At 73.9% G+C, this 23,324-nt stretch carries 19 protein-coding genes; 12 read left to right on the forward strand and 7 right to left on the reverse strand.

What is annotated here, in order from left to right:
- Positions 1-31: 31 nt before the first annotated feature.
- The 8 genes from MUK52_RS12735 (at position 32) to MUK52_RS12770 (ending at position 10,607) form a co-directional block, all read left to right on the forward strand.
- Positions 32-1,201, forward strand: coding sequence for a sensor histidine kinase (locus MUK52_RS12735; RefSeq protein ID WP_284576271.1), 1,170 nt, complete (start codon positions 32-34; stop codon positions 1,199-1,201).
- 121 nt (positions 1,202-1,322) lie between these two features.
- The gene (locus MUK52_RS12740) at positions 1,323-2,738 is read left to right on the forward strand and encodes a sensor histidine kinase (protein ID WP_502963562.1); all 1,416 of its coding nucleotides are present in this window, start codon (positions 1,323-1,325) and stop codon (positions 2,736-2,738) included.
- Positions 2,739-2,897: 159 nt separating this feature from the next.
- Complete coding sequence (locus tag MUK52_RS12745) at positions 2,898-3,557, forward strand: response regulator transcription factor (protein ID WP_281277965.1); 660 nt, start codon at positions 2,898-2,900, stop codon at positions 3,555-3,557.
- A 229-nt stretch (positions 3,558-3,786) separates the two neighbouring features.
- Complete coding sequence (locus MUK52_RS12750; RefSeq protein WP_284576272.1) at positions 3,787-5,745, forward strand: 2-oxoacid:acceptor oxidoreductase subunit alpha; 1,959 nt, start codon at positions 3,787-3,789, stop codon at positions 5,743-5,745.
- A complete protein-coding gene (locus MUK52_RS12755) occupies positions 5,738-6,805 on the forward strand; it encodes a 2-oxoacid:ferredoxin oxidoreductase subunit beta (RefSeq protein ID WP_284576273.1) in 1,068 nt (355 codons plus the stop codon). The genes MUK52_RS12750 and MUK52_RS12755 overlap by 8 nt, the downstream gene beginning before the upstream one ends.
- A gap of 229 nt (positions 6,806-7,034) precedes the next feature.
- A complete protein-coding gene (locus MUK52_RS12760; RefSeq protein WP_284576274.1) occupies positions 7,035-7,892 on the forward strand; it encodes an SDR family oxidoreductase in 858 nt (285 codons plus the stop codon).
- A 175-nt stretch (positions 7,893-8,067) separates the two neighbouring features.
- Entirely contained in the window at positions 8,068-9,078 is a 1,011-nt protein-coding gene (gene rarD / locus MUK52_RS12765) for an EamA family transporter RarD (RefSeq protein ID WP_284581700.1), read from the forward strand.
- Between the two features lie 212 nt (positions 9,079-9,290).
- Entirely contained in the window at positions 9,291-10,607 is a 1,317-nt protein-coding gene (locus MUK52_RS12770; RefSeq protein ID WP_284576275.1) for a M28 family metallopeptidase, read from the forward strand.
- Positions 10,608-10,622: 15 nt separating this feature from the next.
- Here MUK52_RS12770 and MUK52_RS12775 read toward each other — a convergent pair whose 3' ends face one another.
- From MUK52_RS12775 to MUK52_RS12785, 3 genes are all read right to left on the reverse strand, one after another.
- Positions 10,623-11,039 carry a hypothetical protein gene (locus tag MUK52_RS12775; protein WP_246042288.1) on the reverse strand — a complete coding sequence of 139 codons (417 nt, stop codon included), beginning with the start codon at positions 11,037-11,039 and terminating at the stop codon, positions 10,623-10,625.
- Positions 11,036-11,239, reverse strand: coding sequence for a plasmid partition protein ParG (locus MUK52_RS12780; RefSeq protein ID WP_114053686.1), 204 nt, complete (start codon positions 11,237-11,239; stop codon positions 11,036-11,038). The genes MUK52_RS12775 and MUK52_RS12780 overlap by 4 nt, the downstream gene beginning before the upstream one ends.
- 119 nt (positions 11,240-11,358) lie before the next feature.
- The gene (locus MUK52_RS12785) at positions 11,359-12,552 is read right to left on the reverse strand and encodes a LolA family protein (RefSeq protein WP_284576276.1); all 1,194 of its coding nucleotides are present in this window, start codon (positions 12,550-12,552) and stop codon (positions 11,359-11,361) included.
- A 328-nt stretch (positions 12,553-12,880) separates the two neighbouring features.
- On the opposite strand from MUK52_RS12785, the gene MUK52_RS12790 reads away from it, so the two are divergent.
- A complete protein-coding gene (locus tag MUK52_RS12790; protein WP_114053684.1) occupies positions 12,881-14,767 on the forward strand; it encodes a CLIPPER-2 domain-containing protein in 1,887 nt (628 codons plus the stop codon).
- Positions 14,768-14,877: 110 nt separating this feature from the next.
- Here the strand turns inward: MUK52_RS12790 and MUK52_RS12795 are convergent, their stop codons facing one another.
- Both MUK52_RS12795 and MUK52_RS12800 read right to left on the reverse strand, forming a co-directional pair.
- On the reverse strand, positions 14,878-15,138 hold the full coding sequence (locus MUK52_RS12795) for a hypothetical protein (protein ID WP_114053683.1): 261 nt from the start codon (positions 15,136-15,138) through the stop codon (positions 14,878-14,880).
- 79 nt (positions 15,139-15,217) lie between these two features.
- Entirely contained in the window at positions 15,218-16,228 is a 1,011-nt protein-coding gene (locus MUK52_RS12800) for a polyprenyl synthetase family protein (protein WP_114053681.1), read from the reverse strand.
- Between the two features lie 358 nt (positions 16,229-16,586).
- Here MUK52_RS12800 and MUK52_RS12805 point away from each other — a divergent pair, with 358 nt between their 5' ends.
- Complete coding sequence (locus MUK52_RS12805) at positions 16,587-18,614, forward strand: CocE/NonD family hydrolase (protein ID WP_284576277.1); 2,028 nt, start codon at positions 16,587-16,589, stop codon at positions 18,612-18,614.
- Between the two features lie 71 nt (positions 18,615-18,685).
- Here the strand turns inward: MUK52_RS12805 and MUK52_RS12810 are convergent, their stop codons facing one another.
- Positions 18,686-19,504, reverse strand: a complete 819-nt coding sequence (locus MUK52_RS12810) for an HAD family hydrolase (RefSeq protein ID WP_114053679.1) — start codon at positions 19,502-19,504, stop codon at positions 18,686-18,688.
- Between the two features lie 141 nt (positions 19,505-19,645).
- Between MUK52_RS12810 and fahA the strand changes: the two genes are divergently transcribed.
- Positions 19,646-20,869, forward strand: coding sequence for a fumarylacetoacetase (gene fahA, locus MUK52_RS12815; RefSeq protein ID WP_114053678.1), 1,224 nt, complete (start codon positions 19,646-19,648; stop codon positions 20,867-20,869).
- Positions 20,870-21,035: 166 nt separating this feature from the next.
- On the forward strand, positions 21,036-21,629 hold the full coding sequence (locus MUK52_RS12820) for a Uma2 family endonuclease (RefSeq protein ID WP_284576278.1): 594 nt from the start codon (positions 21,036-21,038) through the stop codon (positions 21,627-21,629).
- Positions 21,630-21,692: 63 nt separating this feature from the next.
- On the opposite strand, the gene nuoN is transcribed toward MUK52_RS12820, so the two are convergent.
- The gene (gene nuoN / locus MUK52_RS12825; RefSeq protein ID WP_428985475.1) at positions 21,693-23,321 is read right to left on the reverse strand and encodes an NADH-quinone oxidoreductase subunit NuoN; all 1,629 of its coding nucleotides are present in this window, start codon (positions 23,319-23,321) and stop codon (positions 21,693-21,695) included.
- Positions 23,322-23,324 lie beyond the last annotated feature (3 nt).

Below are 23,324 nucleotides of genomic sequence, written 5' to 3' on the forward strand. Positions count from 1 at the left end.
CGGCCGCGGGCGTCTTGGCAGGCTGTGCGGCATGACCGCACTCCCTGCCGCTGCCGACGACGACCGACCGCCTCCCGTGCGCCCCGCCCTGGGGGCGGTGACGTGGAAGGAGATCGCCCACCTGCTGGCCAACCTGCCGGCCTCGCTCGTCGGGTTCGTGTGGACGCTGACGATGGTGGCGACGGCGGGCGGGCTGTCGGTGACGGTGGTCGGTGTTCCGCTGCTGGCGGCCGGCCTGGCCGTGTCCCGGATGGTGGGGCGGTGGGAGCGGGCGCGGGCTCGGCTGCTGCTCGGCGTGCGGGTGGAGGAGCCGTCCGCGCTGCCGGGTCCGCGGCGGGCGGGCGGGTTCCTGGCGTGGCTGTGGTCCGCGGTGACGGACCCGGTGGCCTGGCGGGCCGTTCTGTACGAGCTGGTACGGCTGCCCTGGGGGGTGCTCACCTTCACGGTAGCGCTGACGGGCCTGTTCATGCTGTGGCCGGTGCTGCCGTACGTGGCGCGCGCGCTGACGAACGTGGACCGGGTGCTGGTGCGGGTGCTGCTGTCGCCGTCGGACGAGCTGGAGCGGCGGATCGCCGAGCTGGAGTCGGACCGCGGGGTGGTCGTGGACACGGCGGCCGCGGACCTGCGGCGCATCGAGCGGGACCTGCACGACGGGGCGCAGGCCCGGCTGGTGGCGCTGGCGATGGGGCTGGGACTGGCGAAGGAGAAGCTGGAGGAGGACCCGCGGGCGGCGGCGGCGATGGTGGACGAGGCGCACGGCGAGGTGAAGCTCGCCCTGAGGGAGCTGCGGGACCTGGCGCGCGGCATCCACCCGGCGGTGCTGACCGACCGCGGCCTGGACGCCGCCCTGTCGTCGGTCGCCTCACGCTGCACGGTGCCGGTCGCCGTCGCCGTCGACCTGCCGGAGCGGCCCGCCCCCGCCGTCGAGGGCATCGCCTACTTCACGGTCTCGGAGCTCCTGCAGAACGTCAGCAAGCACGCGCAGGCCTCCTCCGCCCGCGTCGAGGTGTGGAAGTCGGGGCCGCGGCTGCTGATACGCGTCGCCGACGACGGGCGGGGCGGGGCGGCGCCCTCCGGGGGCACCGGCATGGCGGGGCTCGCGGAGCGGCTGGAGGCGGTCGACGGGGTGTTCGCCGTGGACTCCCCGCCGGGCCGGGGGACGGTCGTGACGGCCGAGCTGCCGTGGCGGGCGCGCGGCTGACCGCGCGGGGGTGGGGTTAACCCCCGGCCGGGGAGGCCGACGCACCTCATGGACCGGCCGGGCCCCGGCGGGGAGGGTGAAGGGGCGGATCAAGCGGACCCGAGGGGAAGGCGGACGGAGCATGGACGGCGGCGGCGCGGTGGCGGGCAGGGCAGGCCGAGCAGGCGGGAAAGGCGGGGCAGGGCGGGCCGGCGGGGCAGGCGGGGCAGGTCGGGCCGGCGGGGCAGGGCGGGGGCTCGGCGCGATGCTGTCGGCCCCGGTGTCGGCGCGGGCGTGGCGGGAGTTCGCGTACGTGCTGCTGTCGCTGCCGCTTGCGGTCGTCTACTTCTCCCTCGCGATCACCGGGCTGAGCCTGGCCGCCGGGCTGCTGGTGACCTTCGTGGGGATCCCGGTGCTGGCCGGGGTGCTGCTGGTGTGCCGCGGGTTCGGGTGGCTGGAGCGGGCCCGGGCGCGCGTCATGCTGGGGGCCGAGGTCGCCGAACCGGAGCCCCTGCCGGCGGGCCGGCCGGGAGCGGGGGCCGCCGGGGGGCGCGGGCTGCTCGGCGCGGTGGCCGCGCTGCTGAAGAGCGGGAGCGCCTGGCGGCACGCCGTGTTCGCGGTGGTGTGGTTCCCCTGGGCCGTGTTCGCGTTCTGCACCGCCCTGACGCTGTGGACGACCGCGTGGTCGCTGCTGCTGTACCCGCTGTGGTTCTGGGTGTTCCCGGTGTTCACGGACCAGCCCGGCCTCCAGCTGTTCCAGGACGGCGAACACACCGTCCACCTGGACGGGCCGGCGGAGGTCGCGCTGGCCTTCCTGGCCGGCCTGGTGCTGGTGTCGGCCGCGCCGTGGGTCGTACGGGGCCTGGCCGCGGTGGACCTGCTGCTCGTCCGCGGGCTGCTCGGGCCGTCCCCCCTCGCGCACCGCGTCTCGGAGCTGGAGTCGGACCGGGGTGTGGTCGTGGACACGGCGGCCGCGGACCTGCGGCGCATCGAGCGGGACCTGCACGACGGGGCGCAGGCCCGGCTCGCGGCGCTGGCGATGGGGCTGGGCCTGGCGAAGGAGCAGGCGGCCGAGGACCCGCAGGCCGCCGCCCGCCTGGTGGACGAGGCGCACGGCGAGGTGAAGCTCGCCCTGAGGGAGCTGCGGGACCTGGCGCGCGGCATCCACCCGGCGGTGCTGACCGACCGCGGCCTGGACGCCGCGCTCTCCTCGGTCGCCTCACGCTGCACGGTGCCGGTCGCCGTCGCCGTCGACCTGCCGGAGCGGCCCGCCCCCGCCGTCGAGGGCATCGCCTACTTCACCGTGTGCGAGCTCCTCCGGAACGTCGGCGACCACGCGCGCGCCACCGCCGCCCACGTGGACGTCTGGAAGTCGGGGCCGCGGCTGCTGGTCCGCGTCGCCGACGACGGGCGCGGCGGGGCCCGACCGGGCTCCGGCGGTACGGGGCTGGCGGGGCTCGCCGAGCGGCTGGGCGCGGTGGACGGCGTGCTCGTCGTCGACTCGCCCGACGGCGGCCCCACCACCGTCACCGCCGAGCTGCCCTGGCGCTCCCGCTGACCGGGCGGCGCCCCACCTGCCGGAACCCACAGCTCCGCTGACTGCCCCTCCCGAACGCGCCCCCTGTGCGCCCCCGTACGCGCCCCCGGCCTGGAATGCTTGGCCGCGTCGGCACAACGGACGAGTGGACGCGGGAGCTGCGGGATCGTGGAAGACAGGGTGCGGGTGGTCATCGCCGAGGACTCGGTGCTGCTGCGGGAGGGGCTGACGCGGCTGCTGACCGACCGGGGGCACGACGTCGTCGCGGGCGTCGGGGACGCGGAAGCCCTGCTCAGGACGGTGGACGAGCTGGGGGCCGGGGGCGCGCTGCCCGACGTGGTCGTGGCCGACGTGCGGATGCCCCCGACGCACACGGACGAGGGCGTCCGGGCGGCCGTACGGCTGCGCCGCAGCCACCCCGGGGTCGGGGTGCTCGTGCTGTCGCAGTACGTGGAGGAGCAGTACGCCACCGAGCTCCTGGCCGGATCCAGCACCGGCGTGGGCTACCTCCTCAAGGACCGGGTGGCCGACGTCCGCGAGTTCCTGGACGCGGTGGTCCGCGTCGCCCGCGGCGGCACCGCGCTGGACCCGGAGGTCGTCGCCCAGCTGCTGGGGCGCAGCCGCCGGCAGGACGTGCTGGCGGGGCTGACCCCGCGCGAGCGGGAGGTGCTGGGGCTGATGGCGGAGGGCCGGACGAACTCGGCGGTGGCCAAGCAGCTCGTGGTCAGCGACGGCGCCGTCGAGAAGCACGTCGGCAACATCTTCATGAAGCTGGGCCTGTCGCCCAGCGAGGGCGACCACCGGCGCGTCCTGGCGGTCCTGGCCTACCTGCGCTCCTGACCGCCCCTCCGGGCCGGGCGCCTCCCGGGGATTCACACCTTTTCCTGAACGCCGCCGAAAAAATCGGAATGGGTGAATCCCCGGGATTGCCGCGGAATCTCGCGGAATTCTGACCGGAGGCCGTCTTGTGCGGCGGTCCGGAGTATGAATGTCCCCGATATGGGCAGGCCCGGCGTCGTAGGGTGGGCCTTGGAGCGGCAACGCCACGCCTCGAAGGAGGTCCAGTTCAGTGACCAGTCAGGTCAGTAGCCCAGCCGAGCAGGCCGACGGGGCCGGCGGCGCCGAGCCGGCAGTCGTCGGCGAGCAGAGGACGCCCCCGGGTCCGGGCGGCGGCGGGAAGGAAGTGCGCCGCCTCGACCGGGTGATCATCCGCTTCGCGGGTGACTCGGGGGACGGCATGCAGCTCACCGGCGACCGGTTCACCTCGGAGACGGCGGCCTTCGGGAACGACCTCTCCACCCTGCCGAACTTCCCGGCCGAGATCCGGGCCCCCGCCGGCACCCTGCCCGGCGTCTCCTCGTTCCAGCTGCATTTCGCGGACCACGACATCCTCACGCCGGGCGATGCCCCGAACGTGCTGGTGGCGATGAATCCGGCCGCGCTGAAGGCGAACATCGCCGACGTTCCGCGCGGCGCGGAGATCATCATCAATACCGACGAATTCACCAAGCGCCCGATGGCGAAGGTCGGCTACGACACCTCGCCCCTGGAGGACGGCTCCCTGGGCGCGTACAACATCCACCCGGTGCCGCTGACGACCCTCACGGTCGAGGCGCTGAAGGACTTCGGGCTCTCCCGCAAGGAGGCCGAGCGAAGCAAGAACATGTTCGCGCTGGGCCTGCTGAGCTGGATGTACCACCGGCCGACCGAGGGCACGGAGAACTTCCTGCGGCAGAAGTTCGCCAAGAAGCCGGACATCGCCGAGGCGAACGTCGCGGCGTTCCGCGCGGGCTGGAACTTCGGCGAGACGACCGAGGACTTCGCGGTCTCCTACGAGGTGGCCCCGGCCACCCGCGCGTTCCCGACCGGCACCTACCGCAACATCTCCGGGAACCTCGCCCTGTCGTACGGGCTGATCGCCGCGAGCCGGCAGGCCGGCCTGCCGCTCTACCTCGGCTCGTACCCGATCACCCCGGCCTCGGACATCCTGCACGAGCTGAGCCGGCACAAGAACTTCGGCGTGCGGACCTTCCAGGCCGAGGACGAGATCGCCGGCATCGGCGCCGCGCTCGGCGCGGCCTTCGGCGGCGCACTCGGCGTCACCACCACCTCCGGGCCGGGCGTGGCGCTGAAGTCGGAGACGATCGGCCTGGCGGTCTCCCTGGAGCTGCCGCTGCTGATCGTGGACATCCAGCGCGGCGGCCCCTCCACGGGCCTGCCCACCAAGACGGAGCAGGCGGACCTGCTCCAGGCCATGTACGGGCGCAACGGCGAGGCGCCGGTGCCGATCGTGGCCCCGCGCACCCCGGCGGACTGCTTCGCCGCAGCCCTGGACGCGGCCCGCATCGCGCTGACGTACCGGACGCCGGTGTTCCTGCTGTCCGACGGGTACCTCGCCAACGGCTCCGAGCCCTGGCGGATCCCCGACCAGGAGGAGCTGCCCGACCTGCGGGTCGCCTTCGCCGACGGGCCGAACCACACCCTCCGGGACGGCACCGAGGTCTTCTGGCCCTACAAGCGGGACCCCGAGACGCTGGCCCGCCCGTGGGCCGTGCCGGGCACTCCCGGCCTGGAGCACCGCATCGGCGGCATCGAGAAGCAGGACGGCACGGGGAACATCTCCTACGACCCCGCCAACCACGACCTGATGGTCCGCACCCGCCAGGCCAAGGTCGACGGCGTCGAGGTGCCCGACCTGGAGGTCGACGACCCGGACGGCGCCCGGACCCTGGTCGTCGGCTGGGGCTCCACGTACGGGCCGATCACGGCCGCCGTCCGCCGGCTGCGCCACGCCGGCCTGCCGGTCGCGCAGGCCCACCTGCGCCACCTCAACCCCTTCCCGCGCAACCTCGGGGAGGTGCTGCGGAGCTACGACACGGTCGTGGTGCCGGAGATGAACCTCGGGCAGCTCGCGACCCTGCTGCGGGCCCGCTACCTGGTCGATGCCCGCTCGTACACGCAGGTCAACGGCATGCCGTTCAAGGCGGAGCAGCTCGCGAAGGTACTGGAGGAGGCCATCAATGACTGAGGCGACCGACACGGCGAGCCTGCTCTCTCTGGTCCCCAGGGCCGAGGCCCGCCAGTCCATGAAGGACTTCAAGTCCGACCAGGAGGTCCGCTGGTGCCCCGGCTGCGGCGACTACGCCGTGCTCGCCGCGGTGCAGGGCTTCATGCCGGAGCTCGGGCTGGCGCGGGAGAACATCGTCTTCGTCTCCGGCATCGGCTGCTCCTCGCGTTTCCCGTACTACATGAACACGTACGGGATGCACTCCATCCACGGCCGGGCCCCCGCCATCGCGACGGGCCTGGCCACCTCCCGGCGCGACCTGTCGGTGTGGGTCGTCACCGGTGACGGCGACGCGCTGTCCATCGGCGGCAACCACCTGATCCACGCGCTGCGGCGGAACGTCAACCTCAAGATCCTGCTGTTCAACAACCGGATCTACGGGCTGACCAAGGGGCAGTACTCCCCCACCTCCGAGCTCGGGAAGATCACCAAGTCGACGCCGATGGGCTCCCTCGACGCGCCCTTCAACCCGGTGTCGCTGGCGCTGGGCGCGGAGGCGTCGTTCGTGGCGCGCACCGTCGACTCCGACCGCAAGCACCTCACCGAGGTGCTGCGGGCGGCCGCGGACCACCCGGGCACGGCGCTGGTGGAGATCTACCAGAACTGCAACATCTTCAACGACGGCGCCTTCGACGCCCTGAAGGACAGGGACCGGGCCGAGGAGGCGGTGATCCGCCTGGAGCACGGGCAGCCGATCCGCCTCGGGGCGGGCGGCCGCAAGGGCGTCGTACGCGATCCGGCGACCGGGGACCTGGAGGTCGTCGAGGTCACCGCGGAGAACGAGGCGCGCGTCCTGGTCCACGACGCCCGGGCGGCAAGCCCCACCACGGCCTTCGCGCTGTCCCGGCTGGCCGACCCGGACACCCTGCACCGGACGCCGATCGGCGTCTTCCGCAGCGTGGAGCGGCCGGTGTACGACACGCTCATGGCCGAGCAGCTGGAGACGGCCGCCGAGGCGAAGGGCGGGGGCGACCTCGCCGCGCTGCTCGCCGGCAACGACACCTGGACCGTCGTCGGCTGAACTTGTCGGCGCGCCGATCCCCCGGCCCGGGGCTCCACCAGGAGCTCCGGGCCTCGTCGTGTGCGGTGCGCGCCGCCCCGGCGGGCCGTCGCCGCGGGACGGGATGACGGGCCCGCACCGCAAGGAGGACGGGCCCGCACCCCGAGTACTTTCAAAAAGTTAGCGCTCTCTGTAAGGTGGCGTGTGAGCCGGGGAGAGGCCCCGCGCCCACTGCAAGGGAGCACCCGCCATGAGCATCGTCGTCACCGGAGCCACCGGAGCCCTCGGCCGCCTCGTCGTGGAGGAGCTGCTGGCCCGTGTCCCCGCGGCCGAGGTGGCCGCCGTCGTCCGGGACGGGGCGAAGGCCGCCGACCTTGCCGGGCGCGGGGTGGAGATCCGCATCGCCGACTACGACTCCCCCGAGAGCCTGGCCGGCGCCTTCCGCCGGGGCGACCGCGTCCTGCTGATCTCCGGCAACGAGGTGGGCCGGCGCACCGCGCAGCACACCGCCGTGATCGATGCGGCGAAGGCCGCCGACGTGTCCCTCCTCGCCTACACCGGCATCCTCGGCGGCCCCGAGGCCGACTTCGAGCTGGCGGCGGAGCACAGGGCCACCGAGCAGGCCGTCCTCGACTCGGGCCTGCCTTACACCTTCCTGCGCAACGGCTGGTACCACGAGAACTACACGGGCCACCTGGCCGGCGTCCTGGAGCACGGCGCCGTCGTCGGCAGCGCGGGCGACGGGCGCGTCGCCTCCGCGGCGCGCGCCGACTACGCCGCCGCAGCGGCAGCCGTCCTGACCGGCGAGGGCCACGAGAACACGGTCTACGAACTCTCGGGCGACACCGCCTGGAGCCTCGCCGAGTACGCGGCCGAGGTCGCCGCGCAGTCCGGCCGCAAGGTCGCGTACACCGAGGTGCCGGCCGACGCCCACCTGTCGATCCTGACCGGCGCCGGGGTGCCCGAGGGCTTCGCGGCGCTCCTCGTCGACGTGGACGCGGCGATCTCCCGCGGCCGCCTCGCCCACACCGGCGGCGACCTGTCCCGGCTGATCGGCCGGCCCACCACGCCGATCTCCGCCGCGATCTCCGCCGCCCTGGCGGGCTGACCCGCCGCCCGCACCCCGCGCGCCCCGCCGCCGGGCGGAATCTGCGAGTCCGCCCGGCGCCGGCCGCACAAGACCCCGGATCTGTCATGAGTATCTCGCCGTTACGGGCATGACATCCGGGCTCCGCAGCGCTAAGTTCGTCGTGAGGTTGGCCGGAATGCGACGGGAGGCCTTCGTGAAGGCGGAGAACGAGCAGCGCACGGGTCTGCTCTACGGATTCGGCGCGTACGGGATGTGGGGCCTGGTTCCCCTGTTCTGGCCGCTCCTCAAGCCGGCCGGGGCGGTCGAGATCCTGGCCCACCGCATGGTGTGGTCGCTCGCCGTCGTCGGCGTACTGCTGCTGGCCCTGCGCCGCTGGGGATGGATACGCGAGCTCGCGCGGCAGCCCCGCAAGCTCGGCCTGACCGCGCTCGCCGCCTCGGTGATCTCCGTGAACTGGGGCCTGTACATCTGGGCGGTCAACAACGGCGCGGTGGTCGAGTCCAGCCTCGGCTACTTCATCAACCCGCTCGTCACCATCGCCATCGGCGTCCTCCTGCTCGGCGAGCGGCTGCGCCGCGCCCAGTGGGCGGCCGTCGGGATCGGCTTCGCCGCCGTGGCGGTGCTCGCCGTCGGATACGGGCGCCCGCCGTGGATCTCGCTGGTCCTCGCCTTCTCCTTCGCCGCGTACGGGCTGATCAAGAAGAAGCTCAACATGGGCGGCGTCGAATCGCTGGCCGCCGAGACCGCCCTGCTCTTCCCGCCCGCCCTCGCCTACCTCGTCTGGCTCGGCCTGCAGGGGCAGGCCGCCTTCGGCTCCGAGGGCCTCGCGCACTCGGCGCTCCTGGCCTCGACGGGACTCGTGACCGCGGTGCCGCTGGTGTTCTTCGGGGCGGCCGCGATCCGCGTCCCGCTGTCCACGCTCGGCCTGCTCCAATACCTCGCGCCTGTCTTCCAGTTCGCCCTCGGCGTCCTCTACTTCCGCGAGGCCATGCCGACGGAGCGCTGGATCGGCTTCTCCCTCGTCTGGGCCGCACTCGCCGTGCTGACCTGGGACGCCCTCCGCACCGCCCATGCCACGCGCGCCCGCCTGGCGGCCGCCGGGGCGGCAGCCGCCGATTCCGCCCCCCTGCCCGCCCCGGTGCCCGCTCCTTCCGCTTCCGCGGCCGCCGCGGCGCCGGCCGCCCCGGCGCCCGAGCGCGCGTAGGACGGCGCCCCCCGCGCCCCACGGCCCCCGCGATCCCCGTCACGCCACCCGCGTGACGGGGATCGTCCGTTTTCCGAACGACCCTGACCGGATCGCGGTCTTGACGGATGGTCATACCCTCACTCAACATCGGGCTCGCACTGACGCACGACTGCTCACCGCCATCCCCGCACGTTCCGTTCAATCCCCAACGGAATTCCCGGAGCCCCCACATGAGCCTGTCCGTCTCCAGGCGTCTTGCCGCCGCGACCGCGCTCGCGCTCGCCGGCCTGTTCGCCGCCACCGCGCCCGCCGCCCAAGCCTCACCCCCAGCAGCGGCCGCGGCCCCCACGCCGCCCGACATCCCGCTGGCCAACGTCAAGGCCCACCTGTCGCAGTTCCAGACGATCGCCAACAACAACGGCGGCAACCGCGCCCACGGCAGGGCCGGCTACAAGGCCTCGATCGACTACGTGAAGGGCAAGCTGGACGCGGCCGGCTTCACCACCACGGTGCAGACCTTCACGTACAACGGCACCACCGGCTACAACCTGATCGCCGACTGGCCGGGCGGCGACCCCGCCTCGGTGCTGATGGCCGGCGCGCACCTGGACTCGGTCAGCTCGGGCCCCGGCATCAACGACAACGGCTCCGGCTCCGCGGCCGTCCTGGAGGCCGCCCTGGCCGTCTCGCGCGCCCAGCTGCAGCCCACCAAGCACCTGCGGTTCGGCTGGTGGGGCGCGGAGGAGCTCGGCCTGGTCGGGTCGAAGTACTACGTCAACAACCTGCCGTCCGCCGAGCGCGCGAAGCTCTCCGGCTACCTGAACTTCGACATGATCGGCTCCTCGAACGCGGGCTACTTCGTCTACGACGACGACCCGGCGATCGAGCAGACCTTCAAGAACTACTTCTCCGGCATCGGCATCCCGACGGAGATCGAGACCGAGGGCGACGGGCGCTCCGACCACGCCTCCTTCAAGAACGTCGGCATCCCCGTCGGCGGCCTGTTCACCGGCGCCAGCCGCACCAAGACCTCGGCGCAGGCGCAGAAGTGGGGCGGCACCGCCGGCCAGGCCTTCGACCGCTGCTACCACTCCTCCTGCGACACCACCTCGGCCATCAACGACACCGCCCTGGACCGCAACAGCGACGCCATCGCCTACGCGATCTGGCACCTGGGCGCCTCCACCCCGGTTCCGCCGGGCCCGTCGTTCGAGAACACCGCCGACGTGAGCATCCCGGACTACCCGGGCTCCGCGGTGAGCTCGCCGATCACGGTCTCGGGGGTCGCGGGCAACGCGCCGGCCACCACCAAGGTGGACGTCAACATCGTCCACACCTACCGCGGGGACCTCGTCGTCGACCTGGTCGCCCCGGACGGCAGCGTCTACAACCTGCACAACCGCAGCGGCGGCAGCGCCGACAACATCGTCGGGTCCTACACGGTCAACGCCTCCTCCGAGACGGCCAACGGCGTGTGGAACCTCCGGGTCCGGGACGCCGCCGCCCAGGACGTCGGCTACGTCAACAGCTGGAAGATCACCTTCTGACGGTGTCTCCGCGCTCTACGCCTCCCCGCCGCGCAGCCCCGGGGAGGCGTCGAGCGGTTCCCTGATCAGGGCGCGCAGCTCCTCGGCCACGGCCCCGACGTCGGCCCGGCCCAGCTTCGCCGCCTCCACGAGGTCGCCGAGCTCCTCGGGCGAGGGCAGCTGCTTCGCCCCGGCGACGCGCAGGTAGGAGCGGGTGGCGGCGGCCGCGTAGAACTCGTTCATCGGCGATTCGAGCGCCGGGCACACCGCGAGGGTGTGCAGGAACGCGGCGGCCCGCCACGCGGTGTCCGGGGCGGGCTGTTCGGGCACCAGGACGAGGTCGTTCCGGTGGCGGGCGACGGCGGCGGCCACCCCTGAGGGATCCCACACGGCGGGATCCGACGGCAGATGGTGGGCCAGAGCGGTCCAGGCCCACTCCATGGTGATCTTCAATTGCCGAACCGCTCCTGGAAGTAGCCCCAGTGGACGGCGAACTCCTCTATCCCGGAGAGGAAGTTGCTCCGGTCCTCGTCGAGTTCCCGCTCCGTGACCTCGGTGATCAGCGCGGTGACCGTCGTCCCCATGGCCGCCGCTCGCGCCTTGAGGCGGTCGTGGAACTCCTCGTCCAGGCGGATGGTGACGTGTCTCGACATGCCTGACACGGTACAGCGGCCCCGCTGTACGCGGGGCCGGAACGGGCCGGGGTGGGCGGGGACACAGTCCCCGCCCACCCCGGTGTGCGCCGCGCGGCCCGTACGGCCGCCGCGGCCGGTCACCTGTCGGCGTTCGCCGCCTTCAGCAGGGCGTCCTTGGTGACGGCGCCGGCGTAGACGCGGCCGTCGTCGGTGATCAGGGCGTTGACCACCCGGGTGGAGAAGACGCGGCCCTCACCGAAGGAGCCCTTCACCTTGTCGCCCAGGGAGTCCAGGAACTGCTTGGCCTCCTTCGGCGCGTTCTTGTCGTTCTCGATGTCCTTCAGGCCCCGGCCCGCACCGGTGTCGATCCGGGCGATCGCCGACCAGCCCTCGCCTATGACCTTCGAGGGGCCGGCGGCGCCGGCGCCGCCGGTGACGGCCTCCAGGCCGGGGAAGGCCTCCAGGCCCTTGAACTCCTTCTCGTGGCCCGGCCCGCGGCCGCCGGGCGCGCCCTCGGTGACCTTGGCGCCCTTGGGGGCGGTGAAGGCGAAGGTGTCCGCGGCGGGCCTGGCGAAGTCGACCTTCGTGAAGCCGGCGTCCAGGATCGGCTTGCCGCCCTCCACCGAGAGCACCTGGACGCGCAGCGGCACGCCGTTCTGCGCGTCGACCGCGATCTTGGCGGAGGAGAGGGTCGAGCCGCCGTGCTTGGGCTTGAGGACCAGCTGGTAGGCGTCCCGGCCGGCGACCTGCGCGGTCTCGCCGACACTGACCTCGGTGGTCGGGCCGGCGGCCTCCAGCACCTCCTTGGCCACCTGCTGCGGGGAGGCGCCGGCCCGGTCGGCCGTCTTGTGGCGGTCCCCGCCGGCCGCCCCGGCGTCCTTCTCGTGCCAGACCTCGTTGGCCTTGCTGTCGTAGGCCCAGACCTCGGCGCCGTTGTGGATCAGGCTGTACTCGTCCTTGCCGTCGACGAACGTCAGCTTCTGGCGGTCGGGGCCGTCGGCCGCGACGCGCAGCGTGTGCGTGCCGTTCGCCAGCTGCGCGAGCTTCTCCTGCGGGTCGGCCGAGCCGCCGGCGACGCCCCCGCCGCCGAGCAGGCCGCTCGCGAAGGACGGCAGCCCCAGGTCCGTGGTGATCTTCGCGCTGCCGGAGAACTGCTGCACGTCCGACGCGGCGATCTTCTCGATCAGCTGCTGGGCCGTCACCTTCGGCAGCTCGGGGCTGCCGGCGTTCGCGAAGGCCGGGACCATCGCCACGGTCGCGGCGGCCACACCCGCCACCGCGACCGGTACGGCGTACCGGGCGGCCTTGCGGGTCTTGTCGTTCGTTGCCATGTCTGCCCTGCCTCTTCGTCTACGGGGGCTCTTCGTCGCTTCCGGTGGGGTGTCTCCATGGGACCAAACGGGCGGGGTCCGGGGCGTCACCCCTCGGACTCAACTGCGCGTACGCCCAGGGGATGACACGGCGCGGCCTCCCCCTCCCCCACCCGTAGGGGACGGGGGCCCCGGTACTCCACGTGGGTGCTGATGATCCTTTTATGTGTCATATGTCCCCTTCGCGGCTTACGGCGTGAGTAAATCTCCACCGGCCCACCGGCCCACCGGCGGACGGCGGGCCCGGCGCGGGCGCCAACGCGGCGCCGCAGCGAGAAGTGGAGGACTGATGACCCTGCTCCCACGAGGTGCCTCGCGGCACCGGCTGACGGCCGCGGCCGTCGCTCTGGTCCTGGGGTTGACGGGCACCGGAGCGCTGCTGGGCTCTCAGGCCGCCGCCGCCCAGCCGACCCAGGCGCGGCATGCGGTGGCGGGCACCTCGGCCGCCGGTCCACGGGCGGCGCTCGCGGACTGTCCCCCCAGCCCGCTGTGGGCGAACACCGGCGGCACCGCCCGCCGGCTCATCCAGTACGACACGGAGGGCGGCGTCCTCTCCTCCGCCCCGGCAGTCCGCGACTACGGCGACATCGCCTTCAGCGCGGACGGGACGAGGCTGTACGGGGTCGACTTCCCCGGCAGGGGATCGACGACGCTCTACACCCTCGACCCGGTGACCGGGGCGGAGACCGCGAGCGTCCCGGTCACCGGTCCGATCGCGGACCTGAGCGCGCAGGGCTCGTCCGCGGTCAACGGCCTGACGGCGCGGGCGGACGGCATGCTGATCGCCGGCTCGTTCGGGACCGGCCGGATCTTCCTCATCGATCCGGCCACCGGCGCGAGCAGCGCGGCGCCGTACGCGTTCCCCGCCGGATTCGTCTCCGCGGGCGACTTCCTGACCCTGGCCGACGGCGACATCCTGGCCTTCGCCTCCCCCGCGGGCCAGACCAGCGCCCCGTCCGCGGTGTTCCGCATCCATCCCGACAACACCGTGACCCAGATCGGGACGATCCCCCAGATGTTCGGGGGCGCACTGTCCGGCGGCAGCGTGTACGCCTTCGGCTCGGCGGGGGACATCTACCGGCTCACCAGCCTGCCGACGGCGGAGTCGGCGGAGCCGCTGCCGGTCACCGTCGTCGAGGCGACCGGCAGCCCCTTCTTCGGGGCCACCGCGCTCCAGGACGCCGGGCAGTGCCCCGAGCCCGCGTACACGGTGGAGAAGACCGCGTCGACCGCCGGGCCCGTGGACCCGGGCGACACCGTCACCTACACCGTCACGGTGACCAACACCGGCGAGGTCCTGGCCAACGCCGCCTTCAGCGACGACCTGTCCGGCATCCTCGACGACGGCGCCGTGGTACCGGGCTCGGTGAACGCGTCGACGGGGACGGCCGAGCTGGACGGCCGGACGCTGGCCTGGAGCGGGCTGCTGCCCGCGCAGGCCACGGCCACCGTGACCTACCAGGTCCGGGTCGACTCGCCGACCGCCGGCGACCACAGCCTCCGCAACACCGTCACCCCCACCGCCCAGGGCGGCACCTGCACCGCGGCGGGCAGGTGCACGGTCACCGTGCCCGTCACGTCCGCCGAGCCGAGGCTGCGGATCCGCAAGGACGTCGAGGAGAGCGCCTTCACGAAGGCCGGCGAGGTCCTGCACTACACCTTCGAGGTGACGAACACGGGCACCGTACCGGTCAGCGACATCCACCTCACCGACGACGGCCCCGGCACCCCGCCGGTCACCTGTCCCGCCACCACCCTGGCCCCGGGCGCGTCCATGACCTGCACCGCCACCTACACGACGACCGAGGCCGACGTGAAGGCCGGCCGCATCAAGAACACGGCGACCGCCACCGGCCGGGGCCCCGACGGCACGACGGTGACCACGACGAGCAACCGGGTCACCCTGGTGGCCTGCCCCTGCAAGGACGACTGCTCGCACGTCGAGCGCCACAAGGTGAAGATCGCGTCCAAGAAGCCGGTGAAGATCCACAGCGGCCCGGGCAGCGACCAGGAACCCACCGGCACGCTCAAGGCGCACTCCCACACGTCGGTGATCTGCCAGACGAACGGCGAGGACGTCGAGGGCAACCCGGTCTGGTACCGCCTGGCCGACGGCCGCGGCTGGATCCCCGCCCGCCACGCCCAGGCCGACTCCGCGATCCCGCCCTGCAGCTGACGCCCCGACGGCTCCCCGGACCGCCCGGTGCGGCCGGGGGGCCGCCCCTGTCAGGGCGCCGGATCAGGCATCGGACCGCGCGCCGTCCGGGGCCGTGCGCACGGCGCCGCTCACCGGGCGATCGCCCGGGCCAGCCGCCGGTCCAACTCGCTGTCGAGGTCCTGCACCTCGGCAGGGGTCGGAGCGTGGCCGCTCCACTCCTTCAGCGCGGCCCGCGCCTGCCCGGCTTGCCCGGCCCGCTCCTGCGGGGCGGGCAGGGTTCCGGCGAGCCGGACCAGGTAGGCGCGCAGTGACAGGCCCTCCTCCGCCGCCGCTGCGGCGAGCCGGTCACGGGCCTCCTGGGAGATGCGGAGACAGACGTCGGGCCCCATCAGGCCTCCTCCACCCGGGCGGGTTACGGACGCGTACCGCGCCCAGGGTAGGCCCTGGCACGGCAACGGTCCTGCCGTACTAGCCCGCGCGGTGGACCACCGCGTCGCAGAGTTCCTCCAGGGCCGACTTCGCGAAGCACTCCGGCAGGGGGGCCAGCGTGGCCCGCGCCTCCTGCGCGTAGCGGACGGTGTCGCGGCGGGCCTGCTCCAGCGCGGGGTGGACCCGCAGCCGTGCGAGGACCTCGGCGTGGCGGGCGTCGTCGGCGAGGTCGCCGTCGAGGAGGCGTACGAGGTCCAGGTCGGCGGGGTCGCCGCCCTGCTCGGCCCGCTCCCGCAGCAGCAGCACGGGCAGGGTCGGGATGCCCTCGCGCAGGTCGGTCCCCGGCGTCTTGCCGGACTCGTGCGAGTCGGAGGCGATGTCGAGGACGTCGTCGGCGAGCTGGAAGGCGGTGCCGAGGCGCTCGCCGTACTGGGTCAGGATGTCGACGACGGAGTCGTCGGCGCCGGACATCAGGGCGCCGAACCGGCCGGAGACGGCGATCAGCGAGCCGGTCTTGCCGGCGATGACGTCGAGGTAGTGGGCGACCGGGTCGCGGCCGTCGCGCGGGCCGGCCGTCTCCAGGATCTGGCCGGTCACGAGGCGCTCGAAGGCCTCGGCCTGGATGCGCACGGCCTCGGGGCCGAGGTCGGCGAGGATGTGCGAGGCGCGGGCGAAGAGGAAGTCGCCCGTGAGGACGGCGACCGAGTTGCCCCAGCGGGCGTTGGCGCTGGGGACGCCGCGGCGCACGTCCGCCTCGTCCATGACGTCGTCGTGGTAGAGCGTGGCCAGGTGGGTGAGCTCGACGACCACCGCGGAGGGGACGACCCCGGGCGCGTACGGGTCGCCGAACTGGGCGGCGAGCATGACCAGCAGCGGCCGGAACCGCTTGCCGCCGGCCTTGACCAGGTGCTGCGCGGCCTCGGTGATGAAGGGGACTTCGCTCTTGGTGGCCTCCAGCAGACCCGCCTCGACGGCGGCCAGTCCGGCCTGGACATCGGCCTCAAGAGCCTGGTCCCGCACGCTCAGTCCGAACGGCCCGACGACGGTCACGAGGGGTACTCCTGTCTGCTGACGATCACGCTGACGATCACCTGGATTGTCGATGTGTCGCTGCCATCACTCAAGCCAGCGTATCCGGTCCGATTTCGATCACGGAGAGCACCCGTCGTGCCGCCGTCCCCGCACTGTCCGATCCACCCCGGTATGTTCGGAAAAAGCCGAAAGAAACCGGAGCGCACGCCTTGCCCAGACCCGTGATCGACACGGCGGAGCCCGCGGAGCCGGCGCCCGCAGGGGCCGGACAGCCCGGCCTCCGCCCCCATGGTCCCGCGCGCCCGCGCCGCAGGCGGACGGCTCGCCGACCGGACGCCGGCCCCGCACCGGCCGGGAGCACGGCGGAGGCCCCCGTATGAGCGTCCGCACCGACTTCCCGTACGGGACCGCGCGCGAGGATGTCCGGATCCCGATGCCCGACGGCATCGCCCTGTACGCCCGGATCTGGCGCCCGGTGACCCCGGAGCCGGTGCCCGCCCTGCTGGAGTACGCGCCCCACCGGCTGACCGACCGCACCGCTCCCCGCGACGCCCGCCGCCACCCCTGGTACGCCGGCCACGGCTACGCCTCGGTCCGGGTGGACGTCCGCGGCCACGGCTGCAGCGGCGGCGTGCCCGGCGGCCCGTACGCGCCGTACGCCCGGGGCGGCGACGGCCCGGAGGCCGCCGACGGGGTCGCGGTGGTGCGCTGGCTGGCGGCGCAGCCGTGGTGCACGGGGGCGGTGGGGATGTTCGGCATGTCCTGGGCCGGCGCACTGGCCCTGCGGATCGCCTCCCTGGCGCCCGACGCGCTGCGCGCCGTGGTCGCGGTGTGCGCGGCGGACGACGCCTTCGGCGGCGCCGCGCCCTACCTGGGCGGCTCGGTCGTCGCCGCGGACGGGCACGCCGGGTCGGCGGCGCTGCTCGCGCTGGCCGCCCGGCCCCCGGACCCCCTGTACGCCGGCGACGACTGGCGCGAGCAGTGGCTGACGCGGCTGGAGGCGCTCGACCCGCCCTCCGGCACCTGGCTGGCCCACCAGACCCGGGACGCCCACTGGGCGCACGGCGGCCTCTGCGAGGACCCCGCCGCCGTCCGGGCGGGCGTCCTCGCCGTGGGCGGCCTCCACGACCCGTACCGGGACACCGTGCTCCGGCTGGTGTCCCGCCTGCCGCCCGGCCGGGTCCGCGGCCTGCTCGGCCCCTGGCCGCACGCCTACCCCGACCGCGGGCTGCCGCCGGGCCCGGCGATCGGCTTCCTGCAGGAGACCCTGCGCTGGTGGGACCACTGGCTGCGGGGCGCGGCCAACGGGGTGATGGACGAGCCGCTGCTGCGGACCTGGATCTGCGCCTCCCGCCCGCCGGCCACCGCGTACGGGGAGCTGCCGGGGAGGTGGGCGGGCGAGGCCGCCTGGCCGCCGCGGGCCGTCGCACCGGTCACGTACGCGCTGCGGGGCGAGCCGGTGGAGGTGGCCTCGCCGCAGCACACCGGGCTGGACGCGGGCCGGTTCGTCCCGCGCGGCGGCGACGCCGACCTGCCGCCCGACCAGCGGGAGGAGGACGCGAAGTCCGCGTGCTTCGAGTTCCCCGTCGCGGCCGGGCAGCCGGTGGAGGTGCTGGGCCGGCCGCAGGTGGCGCTGCGGCTGCGGCTGGACGTCCCGCACGGGCAGGTCGCGGCACGGCTGTGCGACGTCGCCCCCGACGGCTCCTCGACGCTGGTCACCCGCGGCGCGCTGAACCTGTCCGCGCGGCTCGGCCCGGAGAAGGCGGTGCCGTGGCCGGCGGGGGCGTACGAGGACGTCGTCCTCGACCTGGGCGCCGCCGCATACGCGTTCCCGCCGGGGCACCGCATCCGGCTCGCCCTCTCCTCCGCGTACTGGCCGTGGCTGTGGCCGCGGGCCGGGTCGGAGGCGGGCTGGACGCTGGACCCGGCGGGCAGCGCGCTGGTCCTGCCCGTCCGCGGCCCGTCGCCGCAGACCGACGCCGGCGTCGGCTTCGCGCCGCCCGAGCAGGCGCCGCCGCTCGGGGCCGTCGTCCCGGAGACCCTCGACCCGCCGCGCCCGCCGCGGCGGGTCGTCCGGGACGTCGCGGCCGGGACGTGGCGGCTTGAGGCGGCGCCCCGGCCGGAGTGGCGCAGGATCCACCCGGACGGGCTGGAGTACGCCGAGGACGCGGACGAGGAGTACGCGATCCGCGACGGCGACGCCCTGTCTGCCCGCGTCCGCTGCACGTGGCGGATCCGGCTGCACCGGCCCGGCCTCGGCTGGGACACCGTGGTGGAGGCCCGCTCGGAGACCTCCTGCGACGCGGACGCCTTCCACACGGAGGACGAGCTGCTGTGCCGGGAGGGCGGGGAGGCCGTCTTCCACCGCACCTGGCGCCGGAGCCACCCGCGCACGGGGGGCTGAGGCCCCGCGCCGGGCGGCGCCGGGGGCCGGCCGCGCCCCCGGCGCACGCCGCGCGCCGCCCGCCGGGCGGCTCAGCCGTAGAGGCGCTCCAGCACCACCGCGATGCCGTCCTCCTCGTTCGACAGCGTCACCTCGTCGGCGACCGCGACGAGTTCGCGGTGGGCGTCGGCCATGGCCACCCCGTACCCGGCCCACGCGAACATGGGGACGTCGTTCGGCATGTCCCCGAAGGCGATCGTGCCCGGCCCCCCGACCCCCAGCAGCTCCGCCGCCAGCGCCAGCCCGCTCGCCTTGCTCACCCCCGGCGGCTGGAGCTCGACCGTGTGCTCCCCCGCCATCGTCACGTTGACCATGTGCCCGACGACCCCGCGGGCGAGCCGGGTCAGCTCGTCGTCGTCGAGCGCCGGGTGCTGCAGGAGCACCTTCGTGATCGGCGCCGCCCACAGGTCCGCGCGCCGGCGCACCCGGACCGTCGGCAGGTGCGGGTGCGGCATCCGGTAGCCGGGCCCTATCAGCATCGCCGCGTCGACCCCCTCCTGGTCGACGGCCGCGTACACCTCGCCGATCTCGGCCTCGATCTTGCCGAGCGCCACCTCCGCCAGCTCACGGTCCATTTCGACGGAGTGCAGCAGGACGCCGCGCGCCGTGTCGTACAACTGCGCGCCCTGCCCGCACACCGCGAGCCCCGTATATCCCAACCTGTCAAGAACATGGCGTACCTGCGGTACGGGGCGCCCGGTGACGATGATGTGCTGCGCGCCCGCAGCGCGCGCCGTCGCGAGCGCCGTGTACGAGCGGGCGGAGACGGTGTCTCCGGCGCGCAGCAGGGTCCCGTCCAGATCAGTGGCGACCAGAGAGAAGGGGAGGGCCGAAAGCGGGGCGGAAGTCACGGCGCAAGGATACGGACCCCGTTGGACAAGTCCTACAAATAGCGCCCGAATCCGGCCTCCCGCAGGCCCCACCAGCCACGTAACGTGTCAACAAGCCCCCGGGACACCCCCCGGGCCGCATCGAAAGCGAGGCAGTACCCCATGCCCCAGCAGAGCCCCCTCGATGTCCCCGAGGGCGACCCGTTCGGGCCGCACAACCTCCCGTACGGCGTCTTCTCCACCGGCGGCGACGCCCGCCGCCGGATCGGCGTGCGCATCGGCGGGCACGTGCTCGACGCCGGGGCCGCCGCCGAGGCGCTCGGCTCCCCGTACGCCGGCCTGCTCGGCCACCCCTCGCTGAACCCGCTGCTGGCCGCCGGCCGCACCGCCTGGCGCGACGTGCGCCGCGCCCTGACGGCCTGGGTGACCGACCCCGGGCACCGGGAGGCCGTGGAGCCGCACCTGCTGCCGCTGGACGCGGTCACCCTGCACCTGCCCTACGAGGTCGCCGACTACGTCGACTTCTACGCCAGCGAGCACCACGCCACCAACGTGGGCCGCATGTTCCGCCCCGACGGCGAACCGCTGACCCCCAACTGGAAGCACCTGCCGATCGGCTACCACGGCCGCTCCGGCACCATCGTGGTCTCCGGCACGGACGTCGTCCGCCCCTCCGGGCAGCGCAAGGCCCCCTCCGACCCGGCGCCGGTCTTCGGCCCGTCCGTCAAGCTCGACATCGAGGCCGAGGTCGGCTTCCTGGTCGGCACCCCCTCCGAACCGGGCAGCCCCGTCGCGCTGGGCGACTTCGAGGACCACGTCTTCGGCCTCTTCCTCCTCAACGACTGGTCCGCGCGCGACATCCAGGCCTGGGAGTACGTCCCGCTGGGCCCCTTCCTCGGCAAGTCCTTCGCCACCTCCGTCTCGGCGTGGGTGACCCCGCTGGAGGCCCTCGACGCGGCCCGCACCGCACCGCCGGCCCGCGACTTCCCGCTGCTGCCCTACCTCGACGACGCCGACGCCGACCGGCCCGGCGGCTTCGACCTGCACATCACCGTCTCCGTCAACGGGCAGGAGGTCGCGCACCCGCCGTTCGCGACGATGTACTGGACCGCCGCCCAGCAGCTGGCCCACATGACGGTGAACGGCGCCTCCCTGCGCACCGGCGACGTGTACGGCTCCGGCACCGTCAGCGGCCCCGAGGTCGCCCAGCGCGGCTCCCTGCTGGAGCTGACGTGGAACGGCCGCGACGCCATCGAGCTCGCCGAGGGCAAGCGGACGTTCCTGGAGGACGGCGACACGGTCACCCTCACGGCCTGGGCCCCGGGCCCGGCGGGCACCCGCGTGGGCCTGGGCGAGGTCACGGGCCGCATCACCCCCTCCCGCTGACCGTCCCCGTCCGGCGGGGCGGCGTCCCGCCCCGCCGGACGGCAGGCACATATGCCGTCCGCCGATGACCCCGGCACGGTCAACACGCCGCACCCCGGCCACCCGTGCGGGCGGATCCCCGCGGATTCCCCGGCAGCGGTCCGCCCCCGGGCTACAGACTCCGGCCGTGGAAGCACCGACGGAACCGGAACACCCCTGGCCGCGCCCTCCTGACGGCGGCTGGTGCGCGGACGACCTCGACACGCTTCCGGACCTGCCTCCGCACACGGAGCTGATCGACGGCAGCCTGGTCTTCCCGACCCGGCAGAACCTCTTCCACATGCTCGCAGTGAGCTTCCTCGAACAGCAGTTGAGCGCCGCGGCCCCGGACGGCTTCGACGTCCTCCGCGAGTTCACCATCGACATCGACCGCTGGAACCGCCCCGAACCGGACGTGATCGTGGTGGCCGGCGGGGAGGTGGAGGACCTGGACCAGACCCGTCTCCCCGCCGAGTCGGTCCTGCTCGCCGTCGAAGTGGTCTCCCCCGGAGGGGTCACCCGCGACCGCGAGACGAAGCCCGTCACATACGCCCGCGCCGGGATCCCGCACTTCTGGCGGGTCGAGAACCGGGACGGCCTGGCCATGGCCTACGTCTTCGAACGGGAGCCGGCCACGGGCGTCTACACCGGCACCGGCATCTTCCACGGCCGCCTCGAGGTGGCCGTTCCCTTCCCCGTCATCGCCGACCTCACCGAGATCACCTCGCACCACCGCAGCTGAAACACACCGGGGCCCGGCTCCCCCGAAGGGAGCCGGGCCCCGGCGCATCCACCCGACAACCGGTCAGCGCACGAACGTGCTCGCCTGACCCGCCAGGTCCAGGAAGTACTGCGGCGCCAGGCCCAGTACGAGCGTGACCGCCACGCCGACCGCGATCGTCGTCATCGTCAGCGGCGACGGCACGGCCACGGTCGGCCCGTCCGCCTTCGGCTCGCTGAAGAACATCAGGACGATCACCCGGATGTAGAAGAACGCGGCGATCGCGGACGAGATGACGCCGACGACGACCAGCGCTCCCGCGCCACCCTCCGCCGCCGCCTTGAACACCGCGAACTTCCCGGAGAACCCGGAGGTCAGCGGAATGCCCGCGAAGGCCAGCAGGAACACCGCGAAGACCGCCGCCGTCAGCGGCGAACGCCGCCCCAGCCCGGCCCACTTCGACAGGTGGGTCGCCTCGCCGCCCGCGTCCCGGACCAGCGTGACCACCGCGAACGCGCCGATCGTGACGAACGCGTACGCGCCCAGGTAGAAGAGCACCGACTGGACGCCCTCCGCCGACGTCGCGATGACACCGGCCAGGATGAAACCGGCGTGCGCGATCGACGAGTACGCCAGCAGCCGCTTGACGTCGGTCTGCGTCACCGCGATCACCGCGCCCGCCAGCATCGTCACGATCGCCACGCCCCACATCACCGGCCGCCAGTCCCACCGCAGACCCGGCAGCACCACGTACAGCAGGCGCAGCAGCGCGCCGAACGCGGCCACCTTCGTCGCCGCGGCCATGAAGCCGGTCACCGGCGTCGGGGCGCCCTGGTAGACGTCCGGGGTCCACATGTGGAAGGGCACGGCGCCCACCTTGAACAGCAGCCCCGTCAGCACCAGCGCCCCGCCGATCAGCAGCAGCGCGTCGTTGCCCATGGTGTCGGCGAGCGCCGGGTCCATGTGGGCCGTGGTGCCGTCGACCACGTCCGCGATGGCCGCGTACGAGACGGAGCCCGCGTAGCCGTAGAGCAGGGCGATGCCGAAGAGGAGGAACGCCGACGAGAAGGCGCCCAGCAGGAAGTACTTCACCGCGGCCTCCTGCGACATCAGCCGGTGGCGGCGGGCCACGGCGCAGAGCAGGTACAGCGGCAGCGAGAACACCTCCAGGGCCACGAACAGCGTCAGCAGGTCGTTGGCCGCGGGGAAGATCAGCATGCCGGCCACGGCGAACATCGCCAGCGGGAACACCTCGGTGGTGGTGAACCCCGCCTTCACGGCGGCCTTCTCGCCCTCGCTGCCCGGTACGGACGCCGCCTGCGCGGCGAAGGAGTCCACCCGGCTGCCGTGCGCGGCCGGGTCCAGGCGCCGCTCGGCGAAGGTGAACACCGCGACGAGCGACGCCAGCAGGATCGTCCCCTGGAGGAAGAGGGCCGGCCCGTCCACGGCGACGGCCCCCATCGCCGCGATCTGCGCCTTCTCCCCCGCATGCCCGCTGACGGCGAGCCCGACGACCGCCGCGAACGCGGAGGCGAGCGCGGCGACGGCGAGGAACACCTGGACCGGGTAGCGGCCGCGGCGCGGCACGAACGCCTCGACGAGGATGCCGAGGATCGCCGCGCCCACCGCGATCAGAATGGGCGACAGCTGCGCGTACTCGATGTGCGGGGCCGGGATCCGGTCCGCCGGCGCCTGCGCGGCGAGCGCCCACAGGCT

This window comes from Streptomyces sp. 2P-4 (assembly GCF_030167965.1).
Taxonomy (GTDB): Bacteria; Actinomycetota; Actinomycetes; order Streptomycetales; family Streptomycetaceae; genus Streptomyces; species Streptomyces globosus_A.

What these genes read in the sequence shown, in the direction of transcription:
- fahA (WP_114053678.1), top strand. Translation starts at nt 19,646, where the DNA reads ATGCCCCAGCAGAGCCCCCTCGATGTCCCCGAGGGCGACCCGTTCGGG.
- MUK52_RS12755 (WP_284576273.1), top strand. Translation starts at nt 5,738, where the DNA reads ATGACTGAGGCGACCGACACGGCGAGCCTGCTCTCTCTGGTCCCCAGG.
- MUK52_RS12780 (WP_114053686.1), bottom strand. Translation starts at nt 11,239, where the DNA reads ATGTCGAGACACGTCACCATCCGCCTGGACGAGGAGTTCCACGACCGC.
- MUK52_RS12760 (WP_284576274.1), top strand. Translation starts at nt 7,035, where the DNA reads ATGAGCATCGTCGTCACCGGAGCCACCGGAGCCCTCGGCCGCCTCGTC.
- MUK52_RS12735 (WP_284576271.1), top strand. Translation starts at nt 32, where the DNA reads ATGACCGCACTCCCTGCCGCTGCCGACGACGACCGACCGCCTCCCGTG.
- MUK52_RS12740 (WP_502963562.1), top strand. Translation starts at nt 1,323, where the DNA reads ATGGACGGCGGCGGCGCGGTGGCGGGCAGGGCAGGCCGAGCAGGCGGG.
- MUK52_RS12805 (WP_284576277.1), top strand. Translation starts at nt 16,587, where the DNA reads ATGAGCGTCCGCACCGACTTCCCGTACGGGACCGCGCGCGAGGATGTC.
- MUK52_RS12770 (WP_284576275.1), top strand. Translation starts at nt 9,291, where the DNA reads ATGAGCCTGTCCGTCTCCAGGCGTCTTGCCGCCGCGACCGCGCTCGCG.
- MUK52_RS12790 (WP_114053684.1), top strand. Translation starts at nt 12,881, where the DNA reads ATGACCCTGCTCCCACGAGGTGCCTCGCGGCACCGGCTGACGGCCGCG.
- MUK52_RS12795 (WP_114053683.1), bottom strand. Translation starts at nt 15,138, where the DNA reads ATGGGGCCCGACGTCTGTCTCCGCATCTCCCAGGAGGCCCGTGACCGG.
- MUK52_RS12785 (WP_284576276.1), bottom strand. Translation starts at nt 12,552, where the DNA reads ATGGCAACGAACGACAAGACCCGCAAGGCCGCCCGGTACGCCGTACCG.